Below are 15,933 nucleotides of genomic sequence, written 5' to 3' on the forward strand. Positions count from 1 at the left end.
CCCCTTTCGGCGGTTGGGCCGACTACGTGCAGACCTTGTCGTCCTTCGGCACTGTCCCGTCCAGCAGATACGAGTTCACGGTCGAGTCGACACAGTCGCTGCCGCTGCCGTACGCCCCATGGCCCTCGCCCTTCCAGGTGAGCACCACACCGACGCCCTCGCCCAGCTCCTCGGCCATCTTCCGCGCGCCCTCGTAGGGCGTCGCCGGGTCCCCGGTGTTGCCCACCACGAGGACGGGCTCCGCTCCCGATGCGCTGACGTCCGGTGAGTCCGTCAGGCCGGCCACCGGCCAGTCGTGGCACCAGCCCGCCGTGTCCCAGCCCAGGAACTCGCCGAAGACGGGCGAGATCTCCCGGAATTCGGGCAGCAGCTTCTTCGTCTCCTCCGGCGTGGGCCGCTCCTTCTGGTCCAGGCACGATATGACCCGTTGGGAGTGGGTCGTCGTGCCGTAGCGGCCTGAGGGGTCGCGCTCGTTGTAGCCGTCGGCCAGCGCCAGCAGCTCGGTGCCGTCGCCGTCCTCGGCCGCGTCGAGCGCGCTTGTCAGAGTCGGCCAGCTCTGTTCGCTGTAGAGCGGCAGGACGATACCGGTGGTCGCCAGTGTCTGGGTGAGCTCGCGGCCGGACGTCGTCGCCAGTGGCTCGGCGTCGATCCGCTCCAGCAGGTCCTCGATCTTCCGCGTGCCCTCCTCCGGATCCTGGCCCGTGGACTTGAGGTAGTTGTCGAGAGCGCGCTGGAAGCCCACGCTCTGGTTCTTCGCGTGGCCCACCGTGTCTGCGGTCGGGTCGACCACCGCGTCCAGGACGAGGCGTCCCACGTTCCTCGGGAACAGGTGGGCGTAGACACCGCCGAGTTCGGTGCCGTACGAGATGCCGAAGTAGTGCATCTTCTCGTCGCCGAGGACCTGGCGCATGAGGTCCATGTCGCGTGCGGTCTCGGCGGTCGAGACGTGTGACAGCAGCTTGCCCGCGGCCTTCTCGCAGCCCGCGCCGAAGTCGGCCGCGTCCTTGAAGAAGGCGGCCTCCTCGGCCGTGTCGTCCGGGGTGGCGTCCACCGACTCGCCCGCCTGGATCTCCTTGTCGCTGCGGCAGCGCACGCCCTCGCTCTCGGCGACCCCGCGCGGATCCCAGCTCACCAGGTCGTACCGCTCGTGCAGTTCGCTCGTGAGCCCCGCGTACGACGGCAGCGTGGACACGCCGGAGCCGCCGGGCCCGCCGAAGTTGAACAGGAGCGAGCCGAGACGTTCGTCGTCGTCGCCGGTCGCCTTGCTGCGGATCAGCGCGAGCCCGATCGTCCCGTCGTCCGGGTTCGTGTAGTTCAGCGGCACCTTCAGCGTCGCGCATTGCCAGTCGCCGCCCGGTGCCGGGCCCTCCGGTGTCGCCTTGCAACGCCCCCAGTCGAGCTTCTGGGACGCCAGTGAAGACGCGGAGGCCTTCCCATCACCCGCCTCGTCGTCGCCGCCACTGCAGCCCGCGATCAGTAGCACTGCCGCGGCCAACGCCGCCCCCCGTGGAAATCGTGTCATGCGCACTTCCCCCCTCTCGCGGTACCGTCCCCCGGATGTCCCGAATGACAGTCATGCCATGGTATGCGGACTGCAGTGAACATCGAGATCGCCTGTGGATAACGCTCTGACCTGCACGTTTACGAGCAGACCGTACCGGCTTTCGGCACCTTGCCCGTCAGTAGGTAGCCGTCCACGGCCGTCCGCACGCACGCATTCCCGCTGCCGTACGCACCGTGCCCCTGCCCCTTGTACGTCAGCTCGACACCGACTCCCTCGCCGAGCGCCCCCACCATCCTCCGCGCGCCCTCGTACGGCGTGGCCGGATCGCCCGTGTTGCCGATCACGAGGATCGGGGCCGAGCCCGGGGCGCGCACGTCGGGACGGTCGGCCGCGCCGGCGACGGCCCAGTCGGTGCAGCTGAGCATGGACCAGGCCAGCCACTCGCCGAAGACGGGCGAGGCCGTCCGGAAGTCGGCCAGCCTCGCCTCCACGTCCTCGGTCGTATAGCGCGGCTTGTCGTCCGCGCAGTTGATGGAGATGTTCGCCGCGGTGAGGTTGCTGTACTCGCCGTTCTCACTGCGCCCGTTCAGCGAGTCGGAGAGCAGCATCAGCAGGCGGCCGTCCCCGCCGTACGCCTGTTCCAGGCCTTCCGTCAGATATGGCCAGAGGTCCTGGGAGTACAGGGCCTGGGCGATACCGGTCCTCGCGTCCGACTCGGTCAGGTCGCGGGGGAAGGCTCCGGTGATCGGCTCGCCGTCGAGGTCGCTGAGCAGTTTGGTGATCCGGTCCTCGACGTCCTGCTCGGTGTCGCCGACCGGGCAGCCCTCCGCCTTCGCCACACAGTCCCGGGCGTAGCTGTCGAGCGCCAGCTGGAAGCCCTCGGCCTGTCCGAGCGAGCCCTGCTCCGCCGTCTTCGTCGGGTCGACGACCGCGTCGAACACGGCTCGTCCCACGCTCTTGGGGAACAGGTGGGCGTAGACGCCGCCGAGTTCGGTGCCGTAGGAGAAGCCGAAGTAGTGGAGCCTGTCGTCGCCGAGGACCTGGCGCATGAGGTTCATGTCGCGGGCCGCGTCCGTGGTGCGGACGTGCGGGAGGGCCTTGCCGGAGTTCTTCTCGCAGGCGGAGTTGAAGGTCTTCGTGTTGTCGAGGAACTCCGTTCGCTCGGACGCGTCGTCCGGGGTCGCGTCCTGCTGGAAGTACTCGTCGAGTTCCTCGTCGTCCTCGCACTCGATGCCCGCGCTGCGGCCGACGCCGCGCGGATCGAAGCTCACCAGGTCGTAGCGGGTACGCAGGTTCGCGTAGTCCTCGCCGAAAGAGGGGAGCGTCTTCACGCCCGAGAGGCCAGGGCCGCCGAAGTTGAAGACGAGTGAGCCGATGCGTCGGCTCTTGGCGCCGCTGGACTCGGCCCGGATCAGCGCGAGGGGGATCGTGTCACCGTCGGGCTCGTCCCAGTCGAGGGGGGCCTTCATGGTCGCGCACTGCCAGGCGTCGCCGTCCGCCAGCGGTGACGGCGCGGGCCCGCCGCCCTGGGACTCGGACGGTGCCTCGCAGGTCTTCCAGCTCAGCTTCTGGGCCGTCAGGTCCTCGTCGTCGCCCTTGGCCTCGTCGCCGCAGCCCGCCGCAGACAGGGACAGCAGGACAGCGATGGCGGTCAGGGCGACGGGGCGCGGCCAAGGCGAGGTGAGCATGCGCCCATCCTGGAACGACCCGGGTCGGTGCGCTCGGGGCGCGGGCCGTGCGGGTGAGGCGAGGGACAGGCCTTTACGCGCGCGTCTACCCCGTGCACGCGGGACGGTGCAGCACAACCGACGCGTCGCCGCCCTGATCCAGGTCATTTGCCTGGCCCTGCTGGTGTTCTGCCTCATCGAACGGCAGGTCAGACGCACGCTCGGCCCCGAGGAGACCATGACCGGCCTCTACCCGGACAACCGCCGGGTCCGCCCCACCGCCCCCCGGACACACCTCGTCGACGATCCGGCGATGTCCCGTCGGCGCGGAGACTCGGCAGCGACAAGCAGAGCGCCCAGACGCTTCTCCACCACGGACGTCACCGCCACTTCAAAGCGCTGACGCTGCGACCGTGGCCGCCGGGACCGGGAAGGCATCGACACACCCCACCCACAACGCCACACCGCCGGCCCAGGACACCCCCAGGCCGGCCACACCATACGAATCAACGACCCGCCAAGTCCGGGCCTAGAGGGCTCCCTTTCGTGACAACTGGTTGAAGGCCAGCCATCCCGGCAGCACGGGCAGCCACAGGGTCAGCAGTCGGAACAGCAGCACCGCGGGCGCGGCGACCTCCTTGGGGAGGCCGACGGCGATCAGACCGACCGTCAGGGTGGCCTCGACCGCGCCCACACCGCCCGGTGTCGGCGCGGCGGACCCCAGCGCGTTGCCCGCGAGGAAGACGACGGCGACGCTGGCGAGGCTGATCGAGACGTCCTCGTTGCCGAAGGCGCGGATCGAGGCGTCCAGGCACATCACGAAGCAGCCGGTGAGGAGCAGCATGCCGCCGATGCCGGTGACCAGCTTCTGCGGCCGCTGCAGCACGTCGAGCATGCGGGGCACCACACCGGCGAAGAGCGACCGCACGCGCGTGACGACGAACTTGCGCAGGAACGGGATCGACGTCACCACCAGGACGAGTACCGCGACCGTCAACAGGCCCGCGATGACGGTGCGGGACGGCGACAGGGACGGCGTCTTCTCGGTGCCGGTCAGATAGCCGAAGGCGAGCAGCATCAGGATGTGGCAGCCGAGCCCGAAGAGCTGCGACGCACCGACACTCGCCACCGCGAGCCCCGGCCGCACCCCCGCACGCTGCAGGAAGCGTGTGTTGAGTGCCACACCGCCCACCGCGGCCGGCGCCACGATCTTCACGAACGAGCCGGCGACCTGCGCCGCGATCGTCCGCAGGAACGGCACCCGTTCCGGCACGAAGCCCAGCAGGCTCATCGCCGCCGCGACATAGCTCAGCGCGGAGAAGAACACCGCCGCGGCGACCCAGCCCCACTCGGCATTCGCGATGAGCGGACCGAACTCGATGTGCGTGAGCTGGGTCAGCAGGAAGTACGCGCCGATGGCACCGGCGAGGAGGCTGATCAGAGTGCGCGGCTTGACCCGCTCCAGACGGGCCGGTTCGACCGGTGCCTGGGGCCTGATCAACAGCACCTGGTGGCGGATCTGGGTGAGCAGGTCCTCCTCGCGGGCCTCCTCCAGGGCCTCGTCGATCGCCCGCTTCTCGGCCCGTTGTTCGGCCCGTACGGCCTTTTTGTCGGCCTTGCTGGGCCCGGCGGCCTCCTTGTGCTCCTCCCCGCGGGCCTGCTTGGCCAGATGGGACGCCTCCAGGACCGCCTCGCGCTCGCGCTCCGCGCGCTCCCGGGCCAGTCTGCGCAGGGTCGCGCGTGTGGAGCGCGACAGCGCGATGGGCTGCAGCATCGGCAGGCAGTCGGCCACCGCGTCGGGGCCGAGCACGCTCACCGCCGAGGCCACCGCGCGCTCGGCGCCCACCCGCAGGCCCAGCGTCGTCAGCAGCTGGGAGACGTCCATGCGCAGCACCAGGTCGCCGGCCGCGATCTCGCCGACGCGCAGATCGGTCAGGATCACCATGCCGGAACGATCCACCAGAATCGCGTCGCCCACGAGCCTGCGGTGCGCGATGCGCCGCGACTGGAGTGCCTTCACCTGGTGCCAGGTGTCGGACATCAGAGCGTCGGTGACCTCGTCGTCCGCCAGCGAGTCCAGCGTCCGCCCGCCGGTGTGCTCGTAGACGAGCATCACGGCGTCCGGACCGAGTTCGGAGGTCGCGATCAGCTTGGGCGCGTTGGCGCCGGCCGCGATGGCCGCGTATGCGAGGAGGGCCTCCTGCTCCAGCGCCTGGCGCAGGGACTGGAGGCTGCGGCGCGTGGTGATGCCGCGCAGCGTCAGCCGCCGCCAGACCCGGTAGAAGAAGCCCTGCGCCTGTTGCTCCCGGTCGACAACGGTGACGTCGAGGGGTGGACCGTCCTCCAGCGTCACGAAGTACCGGCGGCCCCGGTCACCGCCCTCTGCCGTCTCGGGGACCTCCTCACGGGCCGCGCTCACCGGCTTGAAGCCGACCCGCCTGAGGCCCGCCATCAGGGTCCGGCCGGTCGGACGTACGTTCGGCGAGCCGACCGCGTACAGCGTTCCGTAGGCGACGGTCCAGCCGATCAGCACGGTCAGGATGATCGAGAACGGTGTCGTGTAGCCGGTGACCAGCATCGAGAAGGCGTCCAGCAGCAGCACGATCCACAGCACGGCCCGCCAGCGCGGTCTGCGCGACATGCCGACGGCGGTCATGTACGCGATGACCGGCGCGAGATATCCGTGCACGGGGTCGGTGAGGGCGTGGATGTCGCCGGGGGAGGGCTGGGTGAGCGCCTCCTGGATCGAGTCCGGGGCGGCCCGGGCGACCCACAGGTCGGTGGCCAGCGTCACCCCGTGGGCCAGGACAGCCGCGAGCACGCCGTCGGCGATGCGCAGGCCGTCCCGCTTGATCAGCCGCTCGATCGCGAAGGCGACCGGCACCAGCAGGATCGCGATGCTCGACCCGAGGCCCGCGAGCTTGATCAGGAGATCGGGCGCCTGCCCCGTGCCTTTGTTGATGTCCTGTTCGAGCCCGGAGGTGGTGCCGTGGGCGAACGCGGCGATCGCCAGCAGCACGATGATCCCGAGGATGCCGACCGACAGCCGCATGAGGTCGGAGGGACGGTGCACGCGCGCGGGGAGCAACGGTTCGTCGCCCTCCACCTCCTCGGCGTGGGCGTCCTCCAAGTCGTCCTCGTCCCGCTCGACCTGCTGTTTGTCGTTTTCGTGCGCCTTGGGGGAGGCTTTTTCGGCCGGGGCCGGGGCGGCGCCGGGGTCCTTCTTCAAGACGCGTGCGGCGGCCTCGTCGTCGGTGTCGGCGGCGTTCGGGCGCGACGAGGCGTCAGAGGTGCCCGCCGGGTCATCGGGGTGCACGCTCTGCTGCTTCATCGTCTCTTCTTGGTCTCGTATCACCAGTCACCGCCCGCACGATGGTGGCATGCCCGGTGGGCACGCAGGGGCATCAGGGTGCAATGCGGGGGCGCACAGTCTGCCCGAACACCGCCCCCGGAGCGAGGGACGCACGCGTCGGCCACCACGTCCCATTGTCGGTGGGGTGGGGCAGGATGGGGCGGATGAGCGAGGAGAGCCTTCCGGCGGACGCCCTGCCGGAGTACGCGGAGCGGGTCCTCGAGGTCACCGACCTGATCCCGCCGGGGCGGGTCATGACATATGGGGACGTCGCCGAATGGCTGGGGGAGGGCGGCCCGCGCCAGGTGGGCAGGGTGATGGCCCTCTACGGAGGTGCGGTTCCGTGGTGGCGGGTCGTCCGCGCCGACGGTGTCCTGCTGCCCGGCCACGAACTGAGAGCCCTGGACCACTACCTCGCGGAGGGCACGCCCTTGCGCGAGGCGAGCCGCGCCACCGAGGGCCATGTGCCGCGCGTCGACATGAGACGGGCGCGCTGGGACGGCGGCGGGCGCGCGGAGGGTCACACGTGACAGCTTCCGGCATTCGACGGACCTCGGTGCGACCCCTGGTCCGTACGGGGGAAGCGGGGCGCGTCGGTGGCATGCCGTACGTTCGTGGGGCGAGGGACGCACGTGCCGCGCGAGTCGGGAGGGAACAAGGGGAAGCACCGCTTCCGTACCACCCGTCGGCGTAGCGTCGGCTGCACACGTCCCTTTCACCCCGCCGCCACCGCCCGCGACGAGCGGCGGGCCTTCCACCCGTTTCCCGACCACCACCCATCGACGACGGCGCATCGCGTCGGCAGTGACATCTCGCACACCCACCAGGACCGGCGAACCACGTGAGCTCCTCTTCCTCCACCAGGTACCTGTCGCACACCCAGGTGCGACAGGGGAGCCGTGGCGCTTACCGACTGGTGCGTACCCCGCCGGCGCGAACGGACCCCCCTCGTCCGGACGCCGAGCAGCGCGGTGTGGTTGACCACGAGACCGGTCCTCTGCTCGTTCTCGCAGGTCCGGGTACCGGAAAGACGACCACGCTCGTCGAGTCCGTGGCGGCCCGCGTAGCCCGTGGAGCGGATCCCTCGCGCGTTCTGGTCCTGACCTTCAGCCGCAAGGCGGCCGTGGAGTTGCGCGACCGCATGGCCCTGCGCATGGGTGCCGCGCGCGCCCCGCAGGCCACCACCTTCCACTCGTTCTGCTACGCCCTGGTCCGCGCCCACCAGGACAGCGACCTGTTCGTCGAACCCCTGCGCCTGCTGTCCGGCCCCGAACAGGACGTGGCGGTCCGTGATCTGCTCGCGGGCCAGCCGGACCTTGAGCGACTGGGCCTCGCACATGTGCGCTGGCCGGACGAACTGCGTGCCTGCCTCACCACGCGGGGGTTCGCCGACGAGGTCCGCGCCGTCCTCGCCCGCAGCCGTGAACTGGGCCTGGCCCCCGAGGACCTGCGGCTCTTCGCCACCCGCATCGGCCGCCCGGACTGGCTCGCCGCCTCCACCTTCCTCGCCGAGTACCTCGACGTCCTCGACCTGCGAGGAGTGCTCGACTACGCCGAACTCGTCCACCGCGCGGTGCTCCTCGCCGGCCGCCCCGGCGTCGCCGAACACCTGGCCGCGCAGTACGACGCGGTCTATGTCGACGAGTACCAGGACACGGACCCGGCGCAGGTACGGCTGCTGAGGGCCCTCGCGGGCGGTGGCCGCACCCTGGTCGCCTTCGGCGACCCCGACCAGTCGATCTACACCTTCCGGGGCGCCGACGTGAACGGCATCCTGGAGTTCCCGTCCGCCTTCCCGCGCGCGGACGGCCGCCAGGCCCCGGTCGCCGTCCTCAGGACCTCCCGACGCTCAGGAGCGGCCCTTCTCGCCGCGACCCGCCTGCTCACCCAGCGCATGCCGCTCACCCGTCTGCCGGCGGAGAAGGTACGGGCCCACCGCGAGCTCAGGCCCCTACGGGACGGGGGCCGCGTCGAGGTCTACACGTACCCGACACCCGGCACCGAACTGGACAACGTCGCGGACGTCCTGCGCCGGGCCCACTTGGAGGACGGCGTCCCCTGGAGCGAGATGGCCGTCCTGGTCCGCGCAGGCGCCCGCACGATCCCCTCGATCCGGCGCGCCCTCACCGCTGCGGGCGTGCCCCTGGAGATCGACGGCGACGACCTGCCCCTGCGCCACGAGCCGGCCGTACAGCCACTGCTGACGGCGCTGCGGGCGGTGGCGCGGGCGGAGCTGGGGGACGCGACTCCGGCGGCCTCGACGGAGGCTGCGGGTCCTGTGGAGGCCGGGGAGTCCGACCGGCCCACTGACGCAGCGGAGTCGCAGCCCTCCTGGCTCGACACCGAGACCGCGCTCACCCTCCTCGCCTCCCCCCTCGCCGGCATGGACACCGCGGATCTGCGGCGCCTCGGCCGCGCGTTGCGGGAGGAGGAGCGGGCCGGCGGCAACCCCGTACCACCGCCCTCGGACGAACTGCTGGCACGCGCGCTGGCGGAGCCGGAGCGGCTGGTGGCGCACGACCCCGTGTACGCGCGGGGCGCGCAACGCCTCGGCGCGCTGCTGCGGAAGGCCCGCGAGCGCCTCACCGGCGGCGGTACGGCCGAGGAGGCGCTGTGGGAGCTGTGGGACGGCACACCGTGGCCACGCCGCCTGGAGCGGGCCGCCCGGCGCGGTGGCGCGGCAGGACGCAACGCGGACCGTGACCTCGACGCCGTGTGCGCGCTGTTCGCCACGGCGGCCCGCGCGGAGGAGCGCACCGGCGGCCTCGGCGCCCTCAACTTCCTGGCGGAGATCGAGGCCGAGGACATCGCCGCCGACACACTCACCGGACGGGCCGTACGCCCCGACGCCGTACGCCTGATGACCGCGCACCGCTCCAAGGGCCTCCAGTGGCGCCTGGTCGTCGTCGCCGGCGTCCAGGCGGGCCTGTGGCCGGACCTGCGCCGCCGCGGCTCGCTCCTGGAGGCCGACCGCATCGGCCGCGACGGTCTCGCCGAACCGCTCACCCCGGGCGCGCTGCTCGCGGAAGAACGACGACTGTTCTACGTGGCCACCACGCGCGCGCGTGAGCGCCTTGTCGTCACCGCGGTGAAGGCCCCCGCGGACGACGGCGACCAGCCCTCCCGCTTCCTCGCCGAACTAGGGGTCGAACCCAAGGACGTCACCGGCCGCCCCCGCCGCCCGCTGTCCGTGGCCGCTCTCGTCGCCGAACTGCGCGCCACGACGGTGGACCCACGCGTGTCGGACGCCCTCCGCGAGGCCGCCGCCCTGCGCCTGGCGCGGCTGGCCGCGCTGAGCGACGAGGACGGCCGCCCCCTCGTGCCGTCGGCGCATCCGTACCGCTGGTGGGGCATGTACGAGCCGACCGAGAGCAAGGTCCCGCTCAGGAACCGCGACCAGCCCGTCGTGCTGTCCGGCAGCGCGCTCGACCAGCTCGCCAACACCTGCGCCCTGCAGTGGTTCCTGGGCCGCGAGGTGAAGGCCGACGCGCCCGCGACCGCCGCCCAGGGCTTCGGCAACGTCGTCCACGTCCTCGCCGACGAGGTCGCCTCCGGACGCACCCCCGCCGACCTCGACGTCCTCATGGAGCGCCTCGACTCCGTGTGGAACGCGCTCGCCTTCGACGCGCCCTGGAAGTCCGAGCAGGAGAAGCAGCACGCGCGCGTGGCGCTCGAACGCTTCCTGAAGTGGCATGTCATGGACCGCACGGGACGCGCCCCGGTGGCCAGTGAGCACGACTTCGACGTCACCCTCGAAGCTGGCGACTACGAGGTGCGCATCCGCGGCTCCATGGACCGCGTCGAGGCCGACACCGAGGGCCGCGCATACGTCGTCGACTTCAAGACGGGCAAGCAGCCCGTCAGTTCCGCCGAGGTGACCCGCCACCCCCAGCTCGCCGTGTACCAGCTCGCGGTCCGCGAGGGTGCCGTCGACGAGCCCTTCGGCGGCACACGCCCCGAACCGGGCGGCGCTGAACTGGTGCAACTGCGGCAGGGCGCCCCCAAGAAGAACGGCGGCGAGACCCTTCCCAAGGTGCAGTCCCAGGACCCCCTTGAGGGGGCGGCAGGCGAGTGGGTCGGAGACCTCCTGGCCACGGCCGCGGGCAAGGTCCTGGACGAACGTTTCTCCCCGACCGCGGGACAGCACTGCTCACACTGCTCGTTCCGGGCGTCGTGCAGTGCCCGCCCCGAGGGCCGTCACGTGGTCGAGTGACGCCCTGGGCAGACCTGGGCCCGGTCGGGAGTGACCCACCGCACCACACGTGCTGACCAGCGCTTCTCCCCGCCCCGAGGGCGATCCGGCATCCGCTGTCAGTGGGCGGCGCTAGCCTCTCTGGGGTGTCCGCCCGTATCAGTGATCCCGAGCAGCTCAAGGAGCTCCTCGGCATCCCGTTCACCCCGGAGCAGACGGCGTGCATCATCGCGCCGCCCGCCCCGCAGGTGATCGTGGCCGGAGCCGGGTCGGGCAAGACCACGGTGATGGCCGCGCGCGTGGTGTGGCTGGTCGGCACCGGCCAGGTCGCCCCCGAACAGGTGCTCGGCCTGACGTTCACCAACAAGGCGGCCGGTGAACTCGCCGAGCGCGTACGCAAGGCCCTGGTCAGGGCGGGCATCACCGACCCGGATGTGATCGACCCGGACAACCCGCCGGGGGAGCCGGTCATCTCCACCTACCACGCCTTCGCGGGCCGCCTCCTGACCGACCACGGCCTGCGCATCGGCCTGGAACCCACCTCCCGGCTCCTCGCCGACGCCACCCGCTACCAACTCGCCGCGCGCGTCCTCCGCGAGTCCCCGGGCCCGTATCCGGCGCTCACCCGCTCCTTCCCCGACCTGGTCAGCGACCTGCTCGCCCTCGACTCCGAACTCTCCGAGCACCTCGTACGACCCGAGGACCTGCGCGCGTACGACGCCGGACTGCTGCGCGAACTGGAGGGCGCCAAACTCACCAACGCGGACCTCCGCAAGATCCCCGAGGCGGCCGCCGCCCGGCGCGAACTCACCGAGCTGGTGGGGCGCTACCGGGCGGCCAAGCGCGAGCGTGATCTCCTCGACTTCGGCGACCAGATCGCCCTGTCCGCCGGACTCGCCGGGCTCCCCGAGGTGGGGCGCATCCTGCGGGACGAGTTCCGGGTGGTCCTGCTCGACGAGTACCAGGACACCTCGGTCGCCCAACGCGTTCTGCTGGCAGGCCTGTTCGGTGGCGGCACCGGCCACCCCGTGACCGCGGTCGGCGACCCCTGCCAGGCCATCTACGGCTGGCGCGGCGCCTCCGTCGCCAACCTCGACGACTTCCCCGAGCACTTCGCCCACCCCGACGGCCGCCCCGCGACCCGCCAGGCGCTCAGTGAGAACCGCCGCAGCGGCGGCCGCCTCCTCGACCTCGCCAACGGCCTCGCGGAGCCCCTGCGGGCCATGCACGCGGGTGTGGAGGCCCTCCGGCCCGCCCCCGGCGCCGAACGCGACGGCGTGGTCCGCTGCGCCCTGCTGCCCACCCATGCCGAGGAACTCGACTGGATCGCCGACTCGATCGCCCACCTCGTGCGCACCGGCAAGGAACCCGGCGAGATCGCGGTCCTGTGCCGCACGGCCACCGACTTCGCCGAGATCCAGGGCGCACTCGTCGCCCGCGACATCCCCGTCGAGGTCGTCGGCCTCTCCGGGCTGCTCCACCTCCCCGAGGTCGCCGACCTCGTCGCCGTCTGCGAGGTCCTCCAGGACCCCGGTGCCAACGCCTCCCTCGTCCGCCTCCTCACCGGCCCCCGCTGGCGGATCGGCCCGCGCGACCTCGCCCTCCTGGGCCGTCGGGCCAGGCTGCTCGTGTCCCACGCGCGCGTGGACGGCGACGACGACCCGGACCGCCGGCTCGCCGCCGCCGTCGAGGGCGTCGACCCGTCCGAGGTGATCTCGCTGGCGGACGCCCTGGACACCTTCCTGGAGCTGCCGCTCGAAGCCGAGGGGGAGGACGACGGGCTGCCGTTCTCGCCGGACGCGCGCGTACGGTTCGCCCGGCTCGCCGCCGAACTGCGCGACCTGCGCCGCTCGCTCGCCGACCCGCTCATGGACGTCCTGCACCGGGTGCTCGCCGTCACCGGCCTGGAGGTGGAACTCTCCGCGTCCCCGCACGCGCTCGCCGCCCGCCGCCGCGAGACCCTGTCCAACTTCCTGGACATCGCGGCCTCCTTCGCCGCCAACAGCGCGGGCGAGGCCAGCCTGCTGGCCTTCCTCGGCTTCCTGCGTACGGCCGCCCAGTACGAGAAGGGCCTGGACAACGCCTTGCCGGGCGGCGAGAACACCGTCAAGGTGCTCACCGCCCACAAGTCCAAGGGCCTTGAGTGGGACGTCGTCGCCGTCCCCGGGCTGGTCACCGGCACCTTCCCGAGCACCCAGGGCCGCGAGAAGTGGACCGCCCAGGGCAAGGTCCTGCCGCACCGACTGCGCGGCGACGCCGACACCCTCCCCGACGTCGAGGCCTGGGACTCACGCGGCCTGAAGGCCTTCCAGGAGGCCATGAAGGACCACCAGCACACCGAGGAACTCCGCCTCGGCTACGTCACGTTCACCCGTCCCCGCTCCCTGCTCCTCGGCTCCGGCCACTGGTGGGGCCCTTCCCAGAAGCGCCCACGCGGACCGTCCGACTTCCTGCTCGACCTGTACGCGCACTGTGCCGCGGGATACGGCGAGATCGAGGCCTGGGCCGACGAACCCGAGGAGGACGCCGAGAACCCCGCCCTCCACGAAGCGGCCGCCGACCACGCCTGGCCCCTCCCGCTCGACGACATGGCCCTGGCACGGCGCCGCGCGGCCGCCGAGACCGTACTGACCCACCTGGAGAGGGCCACCTCGCACGAGGACACGCCGCCGGGCACCGCCCACGACCCGGACCCCCACTCCTACGACGACCCGGACTGGCCACCCCCGCCGGACGACGAAGAGGGCCTCTACGCGGACGACGGTTTCCCGGTCGACGCCCCCTACGGGGAGGACGGCTTCCCTGCGGACGCCGCCGAGGACTTCGACGAGGAGAACACCTCCGACTGGGACTCCTGGTCGTCGGGTCGCCCCGCACAGGCCCTCCACGCGCGCGTGCACCACCCCGGACAGGACGAACGGACGCCGGTCGTGCCACACGCCCGCAGGCACCCCGCCGCGTCCGGACTCACCCCGGAGGACGCCCGCACCATCGCCTCCTGGGACCGCGACCTGGACGCCCTCACCGGAGAGCTCCTGCGTGCCCGAGCGAAGGTCACCGACGTACCCCTGCCGACGTCGCTGACCGCCTCGCAGCTGATGCGCCTGGCCGCCGATCCGTACGGCTTCGCGCAGGAACTCGCGCGCCCCATGCCACGCCCGCCACAGCCCGCGGCGCGTCGCGGCACCCGGTTCCACGCCTGGGTCGAGGCTCGCTTCGAAGAGCTGCGGCTGCCCATGCTGGAGCCCGAGGAACTGCCCGGCAGCGAGGCCGAGATCGCCGACGAACTGGACCTGGAGGCCCTCAAGGACGCCTTCGAACGCACCCCGTACGCGCACCGCACGCCGTACCGCGTAGAGGAACCCTTCCAACTCGGCATCGCCGGACGTGTCGTACGCGGCCGTATCGACGCCGTCTACCGCGAGAGCGACGGAGACGGGACGACGACGTACGAGATCGTCGACTGGAAGACCAGCCGCACCCGCACCGCCGACCCGCTCCAGCTCGCGCTCTACCGGCTCGCCTGGGCCGAGCAGCAGGGCGTGCCCCTGGAGTCCGTCGGGGCGGCCTTCCTCTACGTCCGTACCGGGGACGTCGTACGGCCCGAGGACCTGCCCGACCGGGACGCGCTGGAGCGGCTGCTCCTGGAGGAGCCCGGCGCCAACGGGTCGGAGTCACCGGCAGACGGCTCCGGAGAGGTCACGGACGAACCGCCGGACGAGCATGTCGGTGCGGGCCGATAGGCTCGTGAGCATGAGCCAGCCCGTTGACAGCGACGTCAGCGTCGTCCGTACGTACGTCGAGAACCACCGTGCCGCCTTCCTTGACGACCTCGTGGAATGGCTGCGCATCCCGTCGGTGTCGGCCCAGCCCGAGCACGCGACGGACGTACGACGCAGCGCCGACTGGCTGGCCGCCAAACTCAAGGAGACCGGCTTCCCCACCACAGAGATATGGGAGACGCCCGGTGCCCCCGCGGTCTTCGCGGAATGGCCCTCCGCGGACCCCGACGCCCCCACGATCCTGGTCTACGGGCACCACGACGTGCAGCCCGCGGCGCGGGCCGACGGCTGGGACACCGAGCCGTTCGAGCCGGTGATCCGCGGCAACCGCCTCCACGCGCGCGGGGCGGCCGACGACAAGGGCCAGGTGTTCTTCCACACACTCGGCGTCCGCGCCCACCTCGCCGCCACCGGCCGCACCGCCCCCGCCGTCCACCTGAAGATGCTGATCGAGGGCGAGGAGGAGTCCGGCTCCCCGCACTTCCGCACCCTCGTCGAGGAGCACGCCGAGCGGCTCGCCGCCGACGCGGTGATCGTCTCCGACACCGGCATGTGGGCCGAGGACACCCCCACCGTGTGCACCGGCATGCGTGGCCTCGCCGAATGCGAGATCCACTTGCACGGGCCCGGCCAGGACATCCACTCCGGCTCCTTCGGCGGCGCCGTACCGAACCCGGCCACCGCGGTCGCCCGCCTCGTCGCCGCTCTGCACGACGAGCACGCCCGCGTGGCGATCCCCGGCTTCTACGACGGCATCGTCGAACTCACCGACCGAGAGCGAGAACTCTTCGCCGAACTGCCCTTCGACGAGGAGCGGTGGCTGCGTACGGCCAAGTCGACGGCGACGTACGGAGAAGCCGGACACACCACCCTGGAGCGCGTCTGGGCCCGCCCGACCGCCGAGGTCAACGGCATCGGCGGCGGCTACCAGGGCACGGGCAGCAAGACGATCATCCCGTCCTCGGCCATGGTGAAGCTCTCCTTCCGCCTGGTCGCCGGTCAGGACCCGGACCACATCCAGAAGGCTGTCACCGCCTGGGCCGCCGAGCGGATACCCGCCGGGATCCGCTACGAGATCACGTTCAGCGGGTCAACCCGCCCCTGCCTGACCCCCCTGGACCACCCGGCCCTGCGGTCGGTCGTACGGGCCATGGCCCGCGCCTTCCAGCAGCCCATCCGCTACACGCGCGAGGGCGGCTCCGGCCCCGCCGCCGACCTCCAGGAAGTCCTCGACGCACCCGTGCTCTTCCTGGGCATCTCCGTCCCCTCCGACGGCTGGCACGCTCCCAACGAGAAGGTCGAGATCGACCTGCTCCTCAAGGGCGTCGAGACCAGCGCGTACCTCTGGGCCGAACTGGCCCCAAGCTCCCGCGAGGCACACTGAAGAAGGCCTCGCACGCCCCAGCGCATCCGCCCGCCGCACGCCCCGCCCAATC

General features: G+C 71.8%; 8 protein-coding genes. 5 read left to right on the forward strand and 3 right to left on the reverse strand.

What is annotated here, in order from left to right; genetic code table 11:
* Positions 1-22 precede the first annotated feature (22 nt).
* Positions 23-1,522: an alpha/beta hydrolase gene (locus JIX55_RS33545; protein ID WP_257566974.1), complete on the reverse strand. Its 1,500-nt coding sequence runs from the start codon at positions 1,520-1,522 to the stop codon at positions 23-25.
* A 119-nt stretch (positions 1,523-1,641) separates the two neighbouring features.
* Positions 1,642-3,192 carry an alpha/beta hydrolase gene (locus JIX55_RS33550; RefSeq protein WP_257566975.1) on the reverse strand — a complete coding sequence of 517 codons (1,551 nt, stop codon included), beginning with the start codon at positions 3,190-3,192 and terminating at the stop codon, positions 1,642-1,644.
* A 106-nt stretch (positions 3,193-3,298) separates the two neighbouring features.
* Here JIX55_RS33550 and JIX55_RS33555 point away from each other — a divergent pair, with 106 nt between their 5' ends.
* A complete protein-coding gene (locus JIX55_RS33555; protein WP_257566976.1) occupies positions 3,299-3,574 on the forward strand; it encodes a hypothetical protein in 276 nt (91 codons plus the stop codon).
* Positions 3,575-3,700: 126 nt separating this feature from the next.
* Here JIX55_RS33555 and JIX55_RS33560 read toward each other — a convergent pair whose 3' ends face one another.
* A complete protein-coding gene (locus tag JIX55_RS33560) occupies positions 3,701-6,502 on the reverse strand; it encodes a lysylphosphatidylglycerol synthase transmembrane domain-containing protein (RefSeq protein WP_257566977.1) in 2,802 nt (933 codons plus the stop codon).
* A gap of 185 nt (positions 6,503-6,687) precedes the next feature.
* Here JIX55_RS33560 and JIX55_RS33565 point away from each other — a divergent pair, with 185 nt between their 5' ends.
* The 4 genes from JIX55_RS33565 (at position 6,688) to JIX55_RS33580 (ending at position 15,881) form a co-directional block, all read left to right on the forward strand.
* Positions 6,688-7,053, forward strand: a complete 366-nt coding sequence (locus JIX55_RS33565; RefSeq protein ID WP_306820055.1) for an MGMT family protein — start codon at positions 6,688-6,690, stop codon at positions 7,051-7,053.
* Between the two features lie 311 nt (positions 7,054-7,364).
* The gene (locus JIX55_RS33570; RefSeq protein WP_257566979.1) at positions 7,365-10,736 is read left to right on the forward strand and encodes an ATP-dependent helicase; all 3,372 of its coding nucleotides are present in this window, start codon (positions 7,365-7,367) and stop codon (positions 10,734-10,736) included.
* Positions 10,737-10,861: 125 nt separating this feature from the next.
* Positions 10,862-14,458: an ATP-dependent helicase gene (locus JIX55_RS33575; RefSeq protein WP_257566980.1), complete on the forward strand. Its 3,597-nt coding sequence runs from the start codon at positions 10,862-10,864 to the stop codon at positions 14,456-14,458.
* 10 nt (positions 14,459-14,468) lie between these two features.
* On the forward strand, positions 14,469-15,881 hold the full coding sequence (locus JIX55_RS33580) for a dipeptidase (RefSeq protein ID WP_257566981.1): 1,413 nt from the start codon (positions 14,469-14,471) through the stop codon (positions 15,879-15,881).
* Positions 15,882-15,933: the final 52 nt, after the last annotated feature.

The sequence above is a fragment of the Streptomyces sp. DSM 40750 genome (assembly GCF_024612035.1).
Lineage (GTDB): Bacteria > Actinomycetota > Actinomycetes > Streptomycetales > Streptomycetaceae > Streptomyces.